The sequence below is a fragment of the Arthrobacter sp. MMS24-S77 genome (assembly GCF_054888235.1).
Window position 1 is genome coordinate 4,298,208 of sequence record NZ_JBTZRN010000001.1, and the last position, 16,988, is coordinate 4,315,195.

General features: G+C 64.4%; 12 protein-coding genes and 1 pseudogene. 3 read left to right on the forward strand and 10 right to left on the reverse strand.

The genetic code is table 11. The features are described 5' to 3' along the window. Positions 1-67 precede the first annotated feature (67 nt). The 8 genes and pseudogenes from ACX5I4_RS19865 to ACX5I4_RS19900 form a co-directional block, all read right to left on the reverse strand. Entirely contained in the window at positions 68-1,150 is a 1,083-nt protein-coding gene (locus ACX5I4_RS19865) for a siderophore-interacting protein (protein ID WP_461838177.1), read from the reverse strand. After that, positions 1,147-1,986, reverse strand: coding sequence for an ABC transporter ATP-binding protein (locus tag ACX5I4_RS19870; protein WP_461838178.1), 840 nt, complete (start codon positions 1,984-1,986; stop codon positions 1,147-1,149). The genes ACX5I4_RS19865 and ACX5I4_RS19870 overlap by 4 nt, the downstream gene beginning before the upstream one ends. Before the next feature lies 1 nt (position 1,987). Next, entirely contained in the window at positions 1,988-3,028 is a 1,041-nt protein-coding gene (locus ACX5I4_RS19875) for a FecCD family ABC transporter permease (protein WP_461838179.1), read from the reverse strand. Then, complete coding sequence (locus ACX5I4_RS19880) at positions 3,025-4,122, reverse strand: FecCD family ABC transporter permease (RefSeq protein ID WP_461838180.1); 1,098 nt, start codon at positions 4,120-4,122, stop codon at positions 3,025-3,027. Before ACX5I4_RS19880 ends, ACX5I4_RS19875 begins: the two co-directional genes overlap by 4 nt. A gap of 14 nt (positions 4,123-4,136) precedes the next feature. Next, a complete protein-coding gene (locus tag ACX5I4_RS19885; RefSeq protein WP_461838181.1) occupies positions 4,137-5,207 on the reverse strand; it encodes an iron-siderophore ABC transporter substrate-binding protein in 1,071 nt (356 codons plus the stop codon). A 489-nt stretch (positions 5,208-5,696) separates the two neighbouring features. Then, positions 5,697-9,161: an ATP-binding protein gene (locus ACX5I4_RS19890; protein WP_461838182.1), complete on the reverse strand. Its 3,465-nt coding sequence runs from the start codon at positions 9,159-9,161 to the stop codon at positions 5,697-5,699. Positions 9,162-9,397: 236 nt separating this feature from the next. Then, a pseudogene (locus ACX5I4_RS19895) lies at positions 9,398-10,264 on the reverse strand (DUF4194 domain-containing protein); the annotation flags it as partial. Beyond that, positions 10,257-11,714 (reverse strand): DUF3375 family protein, encoded by a 1,458-nt coding sequence (locus tag ACX5I4_RS19900; protein WP_461838183.1) that lies wholly within the window; start codon positions 11,712-11,714, stop codon positions 10,257-10,259. The gene ACX5I4_RS19900 and the pseudogene ACX5I4_RS19895, both read right to left, overlap by 8 nt. 245 nt (positions 11,715-11,959) lie before the next feature. Here ACX5I4_RS19900 and ACX5I4_RS19905 point away from each other — a divergent pair, with 245 nt between their 5' ends. Together ACX5I4_RS19905 and ACX5I4_RS19910 are read left to right on the forward strand one after the other, a co-directional pair. Beyond that, a complete protein-coding gene (locus ACX5I4_RS19905; RefSeq protein WP_461838184.1) occupies positions 11,960-12,262 on the forward strand; it encodes a hypothetical protein in 303 nt (100 codons plus the stop codon). 64 nt (positions 12,263-12,326) lie between these two features. Continuing rightward, entirely contained in the window at positions 12,327-14,279 is a 1,953-nt protein-coding gene (locus tag ACX5I4_RS19910) for an acyl-CoA dehydrogenase family protein (RefSeq protein ID WP_461838185.1), read from the forward strand. A gap of 33 nt (positions 14,280-14,312) precedes the next feature. Here ACX5I4_RS19910 and ACX5I4_RS19915 read toward each other — a convergent pair whose 3' ends face one another. Next, positions 14,313-14,717 carry a YchJ family protein gene (locus ACX5I4_RS19915; protein ID WP_461838186.1) on the reverse strand — a complete coding sequence of 135 codons (405 nt, stop codon included), beginning with the start codon at positions 14,715-14,717 and terminating at the stop codon, positions 14,313-14,315. Positions 14,718-14,909: 192 nt separating this feature from the next. On the opposite strand from ACX5I4_RS19915, the gene ACX5I4_RS19920 reads away from it, so the two are divergent. Further along, on the forward strand, positions 14,910-15,629 hold the full coding sequence (locus ACX5I4_RS19920; RefSeq protein WP_461838187.1) for a hypothetical protein: 720 nt from the start codon (positions 14,910-14,912) through the stop codon (positions 15,627-15,629). Between the two features lie 86 nt (positions 15,630-15,715). Here the strand turns inward: ACX5I4_RS19920 and ACX5I4_RS19925 are convergent, their stop codons facing one another. Continuing rightward, positions 15,716-16,903: an IS30 family transposase gene (locus ACX5I4_RS19925; RefSeq protein ID WP_461837844.1), complete on the reverse strand. Its 1,188-nt coding sequence runs from the start codon at positions 16,901-16,903 to the stop codon at positions 15,716-15,718. Positions 16,904-16,988 lie beyond the last annotated feature (85 nt).

The following is a 16,988-nucleotide window of genomic DNA, read 5'->3' on the forward strand; positions in this document are numbered from 1 at the left end:
CCGCATATGTGAGCGAGCGTCGGCGAAAAGGACCATATATGTGAGCGGGCGTCGCACGAGGGGCGGATTAGATCTCGGCTTTCCCTTTGCGCCAGTAGCCCATGAACGCCACTTGCTTCCGGTCGATCCCCACATCCCGGACAAGATACCGGCGGAGCTCCTTGATGACCCCGGCCTCGCCCGCGATCCAGGCGTAGAACGGCAACGCGCCAGCGGGAACGTTCGGGTTGCGGCTCGCTTCGATCGCAGCAGTGTCCATGCGCAGCGGGGTTTCCCACAGAATGTCCTGGTCCACGTTGACGTCTTCCGGTTCGGGGCCGGCGGCGCCGTCGAGCGAGATGATGCCCACCCAGCCAGGGGCGGGAACCGCTCCGCGGACCGCGTCCTTCAGCAGCTCGCCATGAGGCCGCGACCGGCCAATGACGGCGCCACGTGCGAGCCAGGTGATTTCGATATCGGCCTCGGTGGCGAGGTCCTGGAAGTCGCCCGCCTCGGGTACTTCGAGGAAGGCATGGCCGGTGATGCCTTCAGGCAAGGTCTCCAGGATGGCACTGACGGCCGGCACAGCCGTTTCGTCCCCGGCAAGGAGGACGCGCTGCGCCAAGCCGGGACGCCATTCGATACCCGAGTAGATTTCGGCCGTGATGCAGTGCGCTGCCCTGTTGTTGGGACCGATGATGGTCATCGAATCCCCGGGTTTCGCGGCGAGCGCCCAATTGGCTGCCGGACCCCCTGTCCGCTGGGCGGCCCCGCCGCCTGCCGGACCCCCGCCGTCGTCGTCGAAATGCATCACGAAGTCGACGTCGATCTCCGGATAGACGGCGTCCAGCCTCTCGTTCCGCACGGTGTAGGTCCGCATCGAACCTCGCACCGCGGGGTCCATGGCCAACCATTCCTGGTACCAACCGGCGTCGGCCGTTTCGAAGGCGGGCAGAGGCAGCGGGCGACCATCGGCGTCGAGCGAGGGAATCATGAGCTTGATGCGCAGGTCCAGGGTGCTGCCTGAAACTCCGAAACCGCGCAGGCAATATCCCCCGAACGTGATGCGGCGAAAATTGGGACTCAGATCCTGGACTGCGGTGACTGTGACGTCGAACGCGAGTGTCATTGGCTCCGTGGTTGCGTTCCGCACAGCGGGATCTGCGTTCATGAGGCGAACTCCAATTCCTTAGGTTTTGACGGAGCGACCGTGTGGTGCCGACCGATCGGAAGAATGAGCGGGGTGCCCGAAAGTGGATCCGGAACCACCCGGGACTCCAGGCCGAAAACGTCGCGCACGAGATCCTCGGTGACCACTTCCAACGCGGGCCCCTCGGCAACGATTGCCCCTGCCTTCATGGCGATGACGTGGTCCGCGTAACGGGCTGCCAGGTTGAGGTCGTGCAACACGATGGCCACGGTGGTTCCGCGGCTGCGGTTGAGATCGGTGACCAGGTCCAGCACCTCCACTTGGTGTGCCAGGTCCAAGTATGTGGTGGGCTCGTCAAGGAGCAGGACCTCGGTCTCCTGTCCGAGGGCCATCGCGATCCACACCCTCTGGCGTTGCCCACCGGACAATTCGTCGACGTTTCGTTCAGCAAGCTCAAGCGTTGAAGTGGTTTCGAGTGCGCGCTGCACGGCGAGATCATGCTCCGACAAGTCACCGGTTCGCCAGCTGCGGAACAATCCCTGGTGCGGATAGCGGCCGCGGCCCACGAGCTCGCGGACGGTAATGCCATCCGGGGCAAGGGGGTGCTGCGGAAGCAGGCCAAGCGTGCGGGCGAGTTCGCGGGCCGGACGGGAGTGGATGTCCTTGCCGTCCAACGTCACGACGCCGGCACTCGGCCTCAACAGCCTGGACAGCCCTCGGAGCAGCGTGGACTTTCCACAGGCGTTGGCGCCCACGATCATGGTCACTTTGCCTTCGGGGATCCGCGTCGAAAGTCCTTCGACCACCCGGCGTTGCTCGTATTGGAGCGTCAAGCCGTGTGCGCTGAGTTGTGCCATGTCAGGCTTCCTTTCGGTTGGACGTGACCAGAAGCCACAACAGGAATGGAGCGCCGAGGGCGCCGGTAATGACGCCGACCGGCAGGACGGTGCCGGCCAGAACCAGGGGCGCCACGTTGTACGCGAAGTAGTCGGCCGCGAGGACGATCAAGGCGCCAGTGAACGCCGACGCCGGGAGGCTGGGTCGCCCCACAACCCTCCGGGCGATCGGCCCGGCAAGGAAGGCGACGAAGGCGACCGGCCCGGCAGCCGCCGTCGCCACTGCTGCAAGCGCGACAGCGGTGATCACCAGCCCGAAACGCACTGCGTTAACGCGGATTCCCAGTCCGGCCGCGGCGTCGTCGCCGAGTTCGAGCATGCGCAGCGGGCCGGCAAGGAAGGCCAGCGCGGGAACGAGTACAACAAGCGACGCGAGCAGGACGCCGACTCGCTCCCAGTTGGCCGAATTCAAGGAACCGTTGAGCCAGATGAGGGCCTCGGAGGCTGTCCGGATATCTGCCCGGGTCATGAGGAAGTTCACCGCTGCCCCCAGCGCGGCGGCGATGCCTACGCCCGCGAGGATAAGCCGGTTGCCTGCCGCGTTTCCGCGCCGGCCGCCGTAACGGCCGCCGTCTGAACCCCCGCCGCCTCGCGAAATGGCGTAGATGGCGAGCGCGACGCCAATTGCCCCAACGAGCGCTGCCGCGGACACAGCCGCACCGGACGCGCCGAACACGACAATGGCCAAAACCGCTGCCGCGCTTGCTCCGTAGCTGATGCCGATGACGTCGGGGCTCGCGAGCGGGTTGCGGAGCATGGTCTGGAAGAGTCCGCCGGAGAGCCCGAATGCCACGCCGATCAGGATGCCCAGCACGGCACGCGGCAGTTTGTTCTCCATGACGATGAAGCTTGCGCCCGGGATCTTCTCGCCGCCCGTCAAGTGGGCAGTGAGGATCCTGAAGAAATCGGGGATGGTGACCGTGTAGCTGCCAAGGAGCACGGTCACCGCAAAGAGGACCACGACGCCGGCGCCTAGGAGCGCGGTCCTGTTGCGGGGGTTCACAGCGAGGCCCCCTTGCCCCGGCGGACGAGCCACACGAAGACCGGAGCACCGACGATGGCCGTCATGATTCCTGCTGGAACTTCCCCCGGCAGCAGCACCACCCGGCCGATCACGTCCGAAGCGAGCAGGAGTGCCGGTGCGAGAAGCATGGAGAACGGCAAGATCCGGCGATAATCCGGGCCGGTGAAAAAGCGCACCGCATGCGGAACCACGAGACCCACGAATCCGATGGGACCTGCCAGCGCCGTGGCCGATCCGCAGAGCAGCACGATTCCGAGCGCGGTGACGCCCCTGGCCAGCGCGACATTCTGGCCTAGCCCACGGGCAACGTCGTCACCGAGCGCCAGGCTGTTAAGGATCCGGCCGCTGCCGAGCACGATCATCGCGCCAATCAAAAGGAACGGCAGCCCGGTCAGCATCACCGACCAGTCGCTGCCGGCGATTCCACCCACCTGCCAGAAACGGAAGCGGTCCAGCGTGTCCTGGCTCGAAACCAAGATGACGTTCATGAGGGAATAGAGTCCAGCGCTCATCGCCGCCCCCGCCAAGGCGAGCTTCACCGGCGTCGCACCGTCACGCCCCATGGACGCAATCAAATAGACGACGACGGCCGCCGCGGCGGCGCCGACGAAAGCGAACCAAATGTAGCCGCTCGCCCCCGAGATACCGAAGAGGTAGATCCCGGTGACCACAGCCAGTGCCGCTCCCGCGTTGACGCCCATGATGCCCGGGTCGGCCAAGGGGTTGCGGGAGACTCCCTGCATCGCGGCACCGGCAAGGCCGAGAGCAGCCCCTGCCACCAAGCCGAGCACAGTGCGTGGAATGCGGGTGTGGACCACGGCGTGGTTGCCGTCGTCCGGGTTGAACTGGGTGAGGGCTTGCCAAACGGTTTCAAGGGACATACCCCTCGCACCGATCGTGAGCGAGGCGGCACAGACAAACACAAGCACGACGACGGCGGCCAACAGCCAGCCGGCCCTCGCGCGAACTGGCAGGTGTTGCCCCTTTGCCTCGATTTTGGGGTCATGAGCTGCCAATTCGCGCGTGGTTCCCCCAGGGGAAGGTGGGCCCGCCGCCGTCGTACTCTGTGTCATGTCAGGCGTGTCGCTTACTTCGCGGCCGCGTCGGCACCCTTGGCCAGCTGGGGCAGGAACGTGTCCAGTGCCCATGGCAGGCTCAGGGGCGAGGATGCGGAGATCGCCAGGGTGAGGGTGTTGTCAGAGTCGGCGACCAAGGCGCCCTTCTTGATGGCGGGGATCTGGCCCAGCAGGGGGTCCTGCTTGATCTGGTCCGCGGTCTTGGAATCCGGAACCCAGGTTACGAAGACGTCCGAAGAGAGCTCGTTGGCCTTTTCAGCGGACCATGGAACGAAGAATTCCTTGGAGCCCTTGCTGGCGTTCTCCACCACGGGCGCGAGCTTCATTCCGATTTCGGAGAGGAAACGCGGACGGTTGTCGTTGGCTGTGTAGACGTTGACGCCGTCGCCCTTGGCAGGCTCGAGGTTGCCGTAGATGAAGGACTTGCCGGCCAGCTGCGGAAATGCGGAGACCTTGGTCTTGATGGTGGCCTCGGTGTCCGAGACGAGCTTGGCTGCCTCTGAGTTTTTGCCCAGGGCCTTGCCGATGATCGTGGTGGCCTCCTGCCATGGCGTGCCGTACGCGAGTTCGGGCTGCGCCACCACGGGGGCAATTTCGGACAGCTTCTTGTAGTCGGCTTCGGTCAGACCGGAATAGGCGGCAAGGATGACGTCCGGGGCCAACTTGGCGATCTCCGTGAAGTTGATGCCGTCCGCCTCGGAGAACTGGGCCGGGGCCTTCGCCGTGCCGAAGCCGGCACCCAACTTCTCAAGCGCGGCGTCCTTCCAGGGAGTCGAGCCCTTGTCGTTGTTGCCCCAGGCGTTCTTCGGAACACCGACCGGAACGACGCCGAGGGCCAAGGCGACGTCGTCGTTGACCCACGAGACGGTCACCACGCGTTGCGGCTGCGACTTGATGGTGGTCTCACCGAAGACGTTCTTAATGGTGACCGGAAATTGGTCGCTGGGGGCCGGCGTCGCCGCGGAACTGGCGGTTGTTGAGCCGGTCGAGCAAGCTGTGAGGGACAGTGCGACGGCGGTGAGCGCTGCGGTCGCCGCACCTGCGGTCTTCAGCAGGGCACGGCGTGTTGGGCGGGAAGCCACGGGACTCCTTAGGTAAGTGATGCAAACCTAAGTAAGGCTAGCCTACCCTTCAGATAATTACGAAACGTTTACTTTGCGTAATTAAACCGCTTTGCCTGTGCCCCGACGCTCGCTCACCTCTGGCGGGTTTTCACCAAACGCTCGCTCACCTTTGGCCGGTTTACGCGAAACCCTCCTTCACATGAGGTGAGCGAGCGCCCTCAGGAAATACCCCGAAACTGAGCGAACATCGGGGCCGGCGGGGACTAGAGGGCACGGGGATTTTGGACACCGAGGATGGCTGCTTTGCAGTTCCCCTTGCGTGGGCCATCCCGTTCGGCGGCCTGGGGAACTAACTCCGCCGTCCCACGCAAGAAGCACAACAAGGTGAAATGGCTGCCCAGCGGTATGGACGCTCGCTCACCTCAAGTGAGCGAGCGTCCGCCGAAAATGCCACAAACGTGAGCGAGCATCCGGGAAAAACCCGCCAAAAGTGAGCGAGCGTCGGGGCTAGCGGAGCACGATGTCCACGGGGTTGGCTTCGGAACGCCATTCACCCGGAACGCCCGGGCCGCCGATCACAGGAGCGGTAAGCACGCCGGAGCGGTTGGTTCGCTTGTCGCGCAGGATCTCGGTGACCGAGCCAAGGTGCCGGGAAAGGTCGATCACATTCTCGGGCGCGGCCAGCAACAACTGGAAGCCGAACTCGTGCAACGCTTTGATGCCCGCGCCGGCGAATTCCTCCGAGGCCAGGACGAACGCCTCGTCCATCATCACCGTGCCGTAGGTCGTGAAACCCTGCTCGGCGATGCCAAGTTGGTAGCTCAGCGCCGCGGCCATGATGAACGCCGTGAATCGCTGCCGCTCGCCGCCGGACATCGAGCCGGTGTCCGCGTGCATGTACACCTCGGTCTTCTTGCCACCCCGCGGGCCTTGGACGGAGCGGTGCTCCTTGCACTGGATGAAAAGATGCCCCCGAACATCCAACACCTCTGCGCGCCACCGCCGGTCCTCCGGGGTTTGCGATCCGAGACGCTTGACCAGCGTTTCGAGCGACTTGTAGCGGTTGGTGAGCTCGATGTCGTCGTCCGCCTCGGGCGATGTGCCGGCACCCGAACCGGCGCCAGCCGCACGGGATGGCCGCGTGTGGCGCGTCTTCAACGCGTTCTGGATAGCGTCTTTGAACTGCTTTGCGGTGGCGGGCAGGGTCTGCTTGATGTCGAGTTCCAGGAAGCTTCCCTCATGGAAATTGACCTCGGACAGGATGCCGTTGAGGGGCAGGATCCGGCTGGTGATGGCGCGGCGTTCCTCGTCGAGCAGATGCAGCAGCGTGCTGAACGATTCGTGCGTGCGCTGGTTGAAGAACTGCCGGAATTCGGCTTCCTGCGCTGGCAACCCTTCGCTGACGATCTGGTGGTAGCGCGATTCGAACTCCCCCGCAGCGCCGATCGAGGTGCCGTGGTCCGCGGAAATGGCGGTGCCCCATTCGCGCACGAAACCTTCGAACATGCGTGTCAACCGCTCGGCCAAAGCCTGCCCGCGGGACTCTGCGGCGTGCAGCTCTGCCAAGAGCCTGCTCCGGACTTCGGCAGCCAGGGTATCGAGTTCGTGGAGCTCGCCCACCTCGGCGAATGCGCTGAAGTACGGTTCGAGGGCCGTAACAGTGGCGCTCGACGGCGGTGCCTGGTCAAGGCGGTTGCGCGCGGCATCGAGCAGGGCGTCAGCTGTGGTCATCTGCTGGTCGAGCGTCTTGTATTCGCTCTGGAGCACCGCCGCCGACCCTGTGGAGGACTGGTGCTTTTCGCGTGCGGCCTCGATCTTTGCACGCAAGGGTTCCAAGTCGGCCTGCGCGGCCAGGGCATCCTTGAGCCGCTGTTCGATCTTCGCGAGCTCTTCGGCGGCCACCGCCGCAGAGACCTGTTCCCAGCCACGTTCGTCGTCTGCAATGCGGCGCAGCGCCTCAAGCTGGCGGGTCATGCCCTGGTGGGAATCCTCGCGGCTCTGGGCAAGTTCGGCGGCCTTCGCAAGCTCGTTTTCGAGCTCTCCGACCTTCGCGGCCACGAGCTCCAGCTTGGAAGCATTGTCGAAGCCGAGAACGTAGTCCTGCCGGCTCGTAAAGCGGTCGTCCTTCTCTACCGTGTGCCTGTTGCGCTTGACCACACCGCCCAGGCTCAGGCCTTTGTCCAGCTTTGCGAGTTCGTCCGGGTCTTCCACACATGGGTAGGCGAAATCGAGGGCGATCCGCTCGCGGATCCACTCTCCGGCGTCGGCGTTCGCCCCCAAGGCGAGGATGTTCAGTTTCGTCAGCAAGTCGCCGTCGGACACGTCCTCCACAGCCAAAGCGCCGCCCGCGAGCGGTTTGGAGACGTCCACTGCGCGCAGCGCGCCGCGGACAGTGTTGTCGTTCAGGTAGCGCGTGACGGCGGCGAAATGCTCCCCCGGAACCAGCAGCGTCGTAGCGAGGTTCCGCAATGCACGTTCGGCCGCGGGCCGCCACTGTTCCTCCCCCTCTGCGAGGTCGATCAGCTCGCCGCCGAAGGGCATGCGCTCCTCGGGAACGCCCGTGGCTGCGGCGATCGCGGCACGGTTTTCAATGCTCGACGGCGGCAGCAGGGACTTGCGCATCTTCAGCGAGACGAGCTCCTGCTGGGCTGCGGCGAGCTCACGCTTCTTGGTGGCGTGGCCGTCGAACGCTTCGAACCGGAGTTCCCTCAGCGCTTCGGAATCGTCCTTGAGTTCGGCGGAACGGCTTGCGGCCTGCTCGTGGGCCTGCTCCCACCCTTCAGCTGTCCACTCAAGGTTGAGTCCGGCGTCGGCCAATGCCTGGCGGGCCGCTTCCTCCACTTGCTGGCGGAGCTTAAGGCCCACCCGGGCATTTTCCAACGACTGCTCGATCGCCGAAATCGCGTTGCCGCCCTGGTTGTTGTAATCCGATTCGAGCTGGCGCAACTCCTTGGCCAGCGCGTCGCGGACGCCTCGCTCGGCGCTGAGCTCCTTGGCTTTCGCCTGGGCGAGGTCCTTGAAACGGGCCAACGTCTTGGCATGGACCGTGACCGAGAGCTGCTGCTTGTAGGCGTCGAATTCCTCGCCGCTGAGTTCACGGAGTCGGTTGGCCTCCAGCAACGACTGGGCATACTCCTTGTTCATCCCGGGAACGGGAGCGAGCTGATCTCGCTGCTGGCGAACGTCCTCCAGCCGCTGCCTGATGGACATGAGGTTGCTGAATTCCTCGACGACGTCGTCCGCGGCGGTCAGCGTCGCGGGTGCATCCAGCACTTGATCGCGGAAGAACGTGTTGACGCTGCCGCCGAGCCCCTTACCGGCCTGGATCACGCGCAAAAGCGGGAGCGCCTGGTCCGAGTTGATGCCGAGAAGCCGGCGGAACCGCTCCGCAAAGGCTTTGTGCACATCGAAGATCTGGGCATCCGGGAAGATGGTCTCCAGCGCGCCCTTAGTGAAACGCTTCTCCGCGATGCCCTCGATCGCTCCGAGATCCAGAGGCTTGTTGTCAATCACGTAGAACCGGCCGACGCTGGACTCCGTGCCGTTCTTGGGCAGGTCAAAGAGGGCCGAGATAGTGATCTTGGTGCCGGCCGCGTTGTCGAACGTCAGCGCGACGGCGGACCACGTGGCACCGGGGCGCTGGAAGGCACTCGCCGAACCCTCGCCCACGGCCTTGTCGCCCACTTTTCCGCGCATGTACGTGAACGTGGTCCTCTTGTCCTCCACAGCCCCGCCAGCCCTCTGAGCCGCAGCCTCGTTGGAGCGCGGACGAGCATTGAAGACACGGAGCATGGCATCGAACAACGTGGACTTCCCGACGCCCGAATTACCCGTGAGCAGCGTGCCGTTGCGGTCCACGTGCATCGTGTGGGCGCCATGGAATGTGCCCCAGTTGACCACCTGGACCAAGGCAAGGCGCATCTGGCCCGGGTTCGTGAGTTCGCCGATCGGAAGCATCGTCGCTATGGTCACTTGGCTGCCTCCTTTGTTTCGCTCTCGGTTGAGTCAGCTGTGGTTGCGTTTGCCTCCGCAGCCGATGCCGCCCCCGCCCCTTCGCCGCGCAGCTGATCTTCGATCAGCTCAGCGCGCGGCTCCGACAGGCCCGATGCCACTCCCTGGGCGGCATCGGCTGCTGCGGCGGTGTTGACGTCGCCGCTGCTGCCAGTCACCGGATCGTCACATTCCTCGGCATCGGCTGCTGCGGCGTGTTCGTCACCATTGGTGTCATCCACCTCGGCGTCGGAGACAGCGTCGGCGCCGTCGGGCAGCTCGGGGGACTCGTCGTCGTCGTCCGTGTCCGTTAGTTCGATCAGGGGTTCCGTGCCCGATTCGTCGGTTGCTACCGCGATCAGTGCTTCGATTTGGGCTGGGATGTCGCCGATATTTTCGAAGGGGAGGGCTAGTGGGAGGGCCCTGGAGATCGCGAAGGTGTCTTCGATGCCCGTGGCCAGGAGGAGTTGGCGGGCTAGGAGCTTCGTGACCGTGCGGTTGACGACGTCGGAGTCGCGGAGGGCGTCTTGTTGGCCGGACGGCTGGTAGTGGGCCACGAGTTCGGCGATTTCTTCGCGGGTGATGACAGGGTCTGTCTGGGCCGTCACGTGGCGGTCGAGGAGGAGTCTCAGGCGCAGCAGCACGATGGTTTCCACGCGGCTCAACGCGCGCTGCTGGCGAAGAATGCTCGAGCGGGCGCTGCCTCCGATGGCTTCCGGATCAACAGGGCGGAGCACTGCGATCTTGCGCTCGTGGTCCAGTTGCAGGTTCAGGAAGAGCTCCGAAAGCCGGCTGCGGAGAATCACTTGGTTGTCCAGAAGGGTGGTCCAGAGCTTTTCGTCGCGGCCGCCGTCGATATACGGACCCTTGAGCAGCCGCACGAGCGCCTGGCGGACCTTCATGGGCAGCACGCCGGTGTCGCCCGGGAACAGTGCCGCGCCGTCGACGAACGTGTCGCGGGGCGTGACTCGGAAGGGATCCGGGTGGACATGTCCATCCGAAGAAGCCTCGGACTGGACATGCTGCGTTATGTCCACTCCTTGCTCCGAAGAGGGGGCATACTCGGCGGGGTGGGCTTCAGTCATCGGAATCCTTAGTCAGCGTCACGAGGGGCAGGTACGCGGTGCGTGTGCTGCCGTCGATTTGTTCGAAGTCGATGTCTTCCCAGGCGGCCCGGTCGAACGACGCACCGCTGTGCAGCGCTTCGGACAGGAGGGCCCGGACAGTGTTGATGTGCCGTTCTTCCTCCGGGATGTTTGTCCAAGCCTCTGCCAGCGTGGCGGCGCCTGCCATGGCGGAACGAACGACGGCGGGCCTCGCCTTCGCGGAGCGCAGCGACCGGACGCGGTCCGAATCGCTGAAGGCAATGGGATCGGCGAGCTTGGGAGGCGCCGCGAACTCATCCGGATCGAAGAGCTTGACCATCGCGAGTGATTCGAATCCCGCGTTGAACAGCACCGGTCCGCGGACCAGGCCGGGACGGTCGCGTTCGTAGGGCATGGAGCGGACAGCTTGTTCGGCTTCGCGCAGGACCTGCCGGAGCCGGACCGACTGACGGATGTCATCGCTTTGGATGTAGTTGTTCAGGCTTTCCGAAAGCCTGCCGTAGATGCGCTGGATCTGGCTGTGCTGGGTGCGCAGTTCCGCCACAAGGTTCTTGAGGGTTTCCCGGTCCTCGTGGCTGAGTTCGTCGGCGAACTGGCGGCTCAGCACGTCACCGATCGCCGAACGGAAGCGCAACTGTTGCTGGGGATCCTCAAGGAACGCAGTGAAGGAGCGGAAGGTGCGTCCTTCGGGGCTTTGCCGCAAGCGTTTGTCCGCCTCCAGCACCTGCGCCATGGTGGCGCCTTTGCTGAGGGACTCTTCGATGATCTGGTTGCGCAGCTCGCCCACCAGTTCCTCGATGCGGTCGCGCATTTTCTTGTAGTCCGCGGGCAGGCTCGCCGCCAGGTCCAGGATGTTTCCGGCCGCTTCAACGGCTTCTTCGTCATCCAAGAGACCGTCGAAGTCGCCAGAGCTAATGTCTTCGATCAGCTGCTGACGCTCTTGAATCTCCTCCGAGAGGGACTCCAGGCGGGCGCTTTGGTCCGGGTTGGTCTCGTTGGCGAGCTTCTCGACGTCGCCCAACAGCGTTCCGAGTCGGGATCCGTTGAGGGTTGAGCGTTCGCTGGAGAGACTGTCGAGGAAAGCAAGGACGCGTGCCGCAGCCTCGGTGATTTCGTAAACGATCTGGCCGGACTGGCTGCGACGGGTCAGGAACTGCTTGCGGGTCCATTCGTCGGCAAACGCCTTGCCGCTCGCCTGCCCTCCCAGCCCGGGGTCCTGCCTCCTGAGCTGCTCAAGGAAGGCGTCGACGTCGGCGTGGAACTCTTCAAGCGGAAGCTGCGGTCTTGTGCGGGTGAAAGAGGCTTGGAGTACCGCGATGACCCAGGGGGCTGAGCGTGTGAGGGCCCATGCGGGGCCTTTGGTGAGAAGTTCGAGGTCCCTGAGCCGTGCGCTAATTGCATCGGCTGAGGACATTGCTGAGCGGGACACTTACTCTCCTTCAGCTGCCGCGGAACCTTCTGGCAGCGGAAATCCCGAAAACTGCCCCGTACAAGGTTAACGCAGGGTGCGCCGCAACCCTTCCGTGATCTACCTACCGGTAGGGTTTCGATCGCGTATCGACACGCGCACAGGCCGGTGTTGTTGCTGGCTGAACCGCCGATATGGCCCCTAGTCTCAACCCAACGACTTCGACATTCCGACGTCGGCTTTGGCAGCGTTGCGGAGGGGACCCAATGCAGTTCGACCTTACGACTTTGGACACCAGCACATACGTCTTCGGCGGAACACTGATCTTAGGCCTGGTTCTGGCGGCATTCATCGTGGTAGCCGCCATGGCCACTCTTGCTTTGGTCGGAGCGGCGAGCTTGGCTTGGTTCACCGTGAAGAACGTGCTGGGTGGGCTGGTCCACGGCATCAATTTCGCGTGGGATCAGCTGGTCCACCAGGCCGGCAAGGTCGAACTGCCGGTGGAATTCCCATCGCAAACCTCCCCTAGCACAGGTACCTACCCGCGGGTAGCATTGAGGGACAGCTGAAGGGTCCCCCACCCGAGGCGGATCCTGGGCTCGAACCGGCACAACCGGCAAGAGGAGTCCTCCCATGACCTCCGCCACTGATAACAAGAGCACCGGTGTCACGGCGGCAGAAGCCCGCGCCGTCGCCGAGGCCGCCCGTGAAACCGAATGGAACCGCCCAAGTTTTGCCAAGGGGCTGTACCTGGGCGATTTCGACCTTGGACTCATCCATCCCTGGCCACAAGCAAGAGCCGAAGATGTCGAGCGCGGCGAAGAGTTCATGGCGAAGTTGGCGGAATTCTGCAGCACCATGTCCGGCCGTGTCATAGAGCGCGATGCCAAGATCCCGGACGAATACCTCGCTGGGCTCACTGGGCTCGGCGTCTTCGGCATGAAGATTCCGCGCGAATACGGCGGCTTGGGCCTGTCCCTGGTCTACTACGGAAGAGCCTTGGCGCTCCTGGGATCGGTGCACCCGAGCCTTGGCGCCCTGCTTTCCGCCCACCAATCCATCGGCGTCCCGGAGCCGGTCAAGGTCTTTGGCACGCCCGAACAAAAGCAGGAGTACCTGCCGCGTTGCGCCGCCGGCGCCATCACGGCTTTCCTGTTGACAGAGCCCGACGTCGGCAGCGACCCCGCCCGGATGGGCTGCACCGCAGTACCAAGCGACGACGGCGAGTCCTACCTTTTGGACGGCGTGAAACTTTGGACCACCAACGGCGTCATTGCCGAGCTGGTGGTGGTCATGGCAGTTGTTCCGGCCCGCACGGGCCCCGACGGCACGGTCCTGAAGGGCGGCATCACGGCGTTCGTGGTGGAAATGGACTCTCCCGGCATCACCGTCGAGAACCGCAATTCCTTCATGGGCCTGCGAGGCATCGAGAACGGGGTGACCCGCTTCCACCAAGTCCGCGTACCGGCAACCAACAGGCTCGGCCGCGAGGGCCAAGGACTCAAGATCGCGCTCACGACGCTCAACACGGGCCGTCTCTCCATCCCAGGGTTGTGCGTGGCTGCGGGCAAGTGGTCGTTGAAGATCGCCCGCGAGTGGTCCAACGCCCGTACCCAATGGGGACGTCCGGTGGGAAAACATGAGGCGGTTGGGAAAAAGATCGCCTTTATCGCCGCCACCACTTTTGCCCTCGAAGCCGTCTTTGAGCTCTCCGCCGAGATGGCCGACGCCGGGCAGAAGGATGTGCGGATCGAGGCCGCCCTGGCCAAGCTTTGGTCCACTGAACTGAGCTACACGGTGGCTGACGAACTCGTGCAGATCCGCGGTGGTCGTGGCTTCGAGACGGCGGATTCCCTGGAGGCCCGCGGGGAACGCGCGGTGGCGGCTGAGCAACTGCTGCGGGACATGCGCATCAACCGGATCTTCGAAGGCTCGTCCGAGATCATGCGCCTGCTCATCGCCCGCGAGGCCGTCGACGCCCACCTTTCGGCAGCGGGCGAACTCGCTTCCGCGGACGCGACCCTGCAGGAGAAGGCGCGTGCCGCCGTCGGCGCCTCAGGTTTTTACGCAAGGTGGCTCCCGAAGCTCGTGGCCGGAGCCGGCATGGATCCGCGATCCTACGGTGAGTTTGGGCGCCTGGCCAAGCAATTGCGGTATGTGGAGCGGGCTTCGCGCCGGCTCGCCCGGCAGACGTTCTACGGGATGGGCCGCTGGCAGGCGAGGCTTGAATACAAACAGGCGTTCCTCGGCAGGATCGTGGATATCGGGGCCGAGTTGTTTGCCATGGCGGCGTGCTGCTCACGGGCCGAGATGCTGCTGCAGACCGCTCCGGAGCAAGGCGCGGCGGCGTACGAACTTGCCGAGGCTTACTGCGAGCAGGCCCGGATGCGCGTGGACGGATACTTTGAGCAATTGTGGCGGAACACCGACGACGTCGATCACGAGCTGTCCTCGAATGTCCTGGCGGGCGACTACGCCTGGCTCGAGGCCGGAATCCTGGACCAGTCCGAAGGCACGGGCCCATGGATCGCCGATGCCTCCCCTGGAGCGTCATCGAAGGAGAACTTGCACCGGAAGTACCGCTGAGGCCCGCGGCTGATCGAGGCAGCGAGGACAGGGCTAGCCGACGTCGCCGTCGAGGTAGTACCAGCGCCGGTCGATCCGCACGAAGCGGCTGTTTTCGCGCTGGACCCCGCGTTCACCGTCGGAACGGTAGTGTGCCGCGAACTCGACCGATCCTTCAGGGTCCAAGGGACCGCCCTGCTGCGTTGCCAGGATGTCCAGCCGCCGCCACTCAATGTCCGGGTCCAAGTCCAGTGCCGCCGGGCGGGTGTCCGGGTGCCACGTGCGCAGAAGGTAATCGCTGTCAAGGACTACAAAGGCCGAATAGCGGGCGCGCATGAGCTGCTCAGCCGTCGGGGCGTCGGCGTCTCCGCGGTGGAAACGTCCGCAACACTCGGTGTACTGCTCCCCGGACAGGCAAGGGCAAACGCCGTGGCGGAGGCGAGCGGGATCGAGTGGCATTGACGCCCTATCTGGACTGAATGGTGAGAGCTAGGCAACAAATTTTGTCACACCAGATAACAGCTTCGAAACAACCTCGGCGAGCCGGAGTTTGGCGGATGATTCATCCAGATTTCGCCCGTAGTCTAGAAGACATGCCCGCGGACCGACGGTTGCGGCGCCCACCTCACAACTCTGGCTCGGGGAGGCTACGTGGAGGATCCAACAACACTGGCCCTCAATCTGACCTTTTTCGGCACGCTCGGACTCGCCTCGCTCATGTTCCTTGCTTTGGGCTTCCTGATGGTTGTCACCTTGGTGCTGGCCGGCGTCGCGAAACTTCTTTCGATCATCCTGCTCGCCATGGTGGGAGTCTTTCCGAAGCGCGATACGGTCCCGGTTGTGCACCTGCCGCCGCGGCCTCGGCGGGTCCCCGCCCTTGCGGAGCCTGGGGAATCGACGACGGCGGACGCCGGCTCCTTGGGGACGGGTGCAGTTGCTCCGGAGCAAGCGCGCCTTGGAGTCCTGGGGACCACGAGGCTGGTGTGGTCGGCGGGGTGGACCGCTTTGCGGAACTTCCCTTGGAAGTCGCTTGTGAATCCACGGACGTGGCCTAAACCCGCGCAGGTCAAGGCCGGAATCGCGGCCACTGCCACAGCCGTGGCCACAACCCAGGCCAAGGAACATCCCTTCGTGGTTGCCGTGAAGCAAGATCCTCCGGTCCTGAACAGTCAATGGGCCGCTGCCGTCGCCGAAGCCGATGCCCGGGCGGCCGCACGGGATGCTGAACAGGCACAGGAAGCGCCAACCCAAGAGGGAATGCCCCACGAGACTCTCGCGCCGGTCCGCGAACGCCAGGAAGACCCACATGGAGGCAAGCCGGCCTCATCCGGGCGCGTGACAGCCTCCGCCGGAGCCCGTCCCCGGGCGTAGCGCCCAAGTGCCCGGCTGACCCAACTAACTCGCACTTGTTGTCGTTTTGGAGGGGCAAAGTCAACTGGTCAGAGCAACGCTGGGGTTTAGGCTGCCTGCAGCAGCTGGTTGAGCCGGTTGGCTGGGGTTTGCAGGTTGAGGGTGGGCCGTGGCCGGCGGTTGAGTTTCGCGGCGACCCGGCGGAGATCCTCCGGGGTGTGAGCGGAGAGGTCCGAGCCTTTCTCGAACCAGAATCTCAGGAGCCGGTTGGTGTTTTCGTTGGTCCCGCGCTGCCACGGCGAGTGCGGGTCGCAGAAGTAGAGCGTGGTGTCGAGCGCGGTTTGGATCCTCGCGTAGTCGGCGAGTTCCGTCCCGCGGTCCCAGGTGATCGACCGTCGCAGGTGGTCCGGGAGGTTGCCCATCTCCCGGATCATCGCGGTAGCGACGGTCTCGGCGCTGTGGTTCCCGGGGAGGTGGAGCAGGATCGTGAACCGGGTCGAGCGTTCCACAAGGGTGCCGATCGCGGTCCCGTTGGAGCCGATGATGAGGTCACCTTCCCAATGCCCTGGGACGGCCCGGTCCTGGGCCTCCGCCGGGCGTTCACTGATCTTGAACGCCTCCTTGTAGGGGCTGTTCTTGGTCCTGTCCGCGGCGTGGGGAACGCGCTGCTTCCGTTTCAGGCTGAGCTTTTCGGCCAGATCTGCCCGCAGGAGCCCGCGGGATTGGACGTACAGCGCCTGGTAGATCGTCTCGTGGCTCACCTGCATAGTCTGATCATCGGTGAAGTAAAACACCAACATCGATGAAATCAGTTTCGGGCTCCACCCGTCGTCCATCCAGACCGCTATCAGCCGGCACAGATCCTCGTTCTCGACAAGCTTCAGCGGCTTGGGCCGGCGCCGGTTCTGATGCGCCTTAGCGTGGGCGGTCGACGCATGATAAACCCCGTCCTCCCCGGTGTGCCGCTTCACCTCCCGCCAGACCACCGACTTGTCCCGGCCAATCGCCTCCCCAATATCCGCGTAGCTCAGCCCGCACCGGCGGCCCATCTGGATCATCCCCCGATCGTCCAAAGTCAATGCCCGGCCACCCGGACCGTCCGCCGTCGGCGCCGGATCAGCAAGACCCCCGACGCGGCCCATGTTCACAGTCATCATGAGGCCAGACTGGGACCACCAGGTTCCCCCGGTCCGATGTGTGGTCCCGACGCGCCGGGAAGCCGCGAGAATCGACATCCCACCACACACCAAGTCCACAAACTCGTTGCGGGCACTCTGAGGAAATGACCTGACCATAAAACGCTCCATCAATCAGAGCGTTGCTACGACCATATGACTTTGCCAGGCTCATAACGACAACAACTGCGAGTCAGTTGGGGCC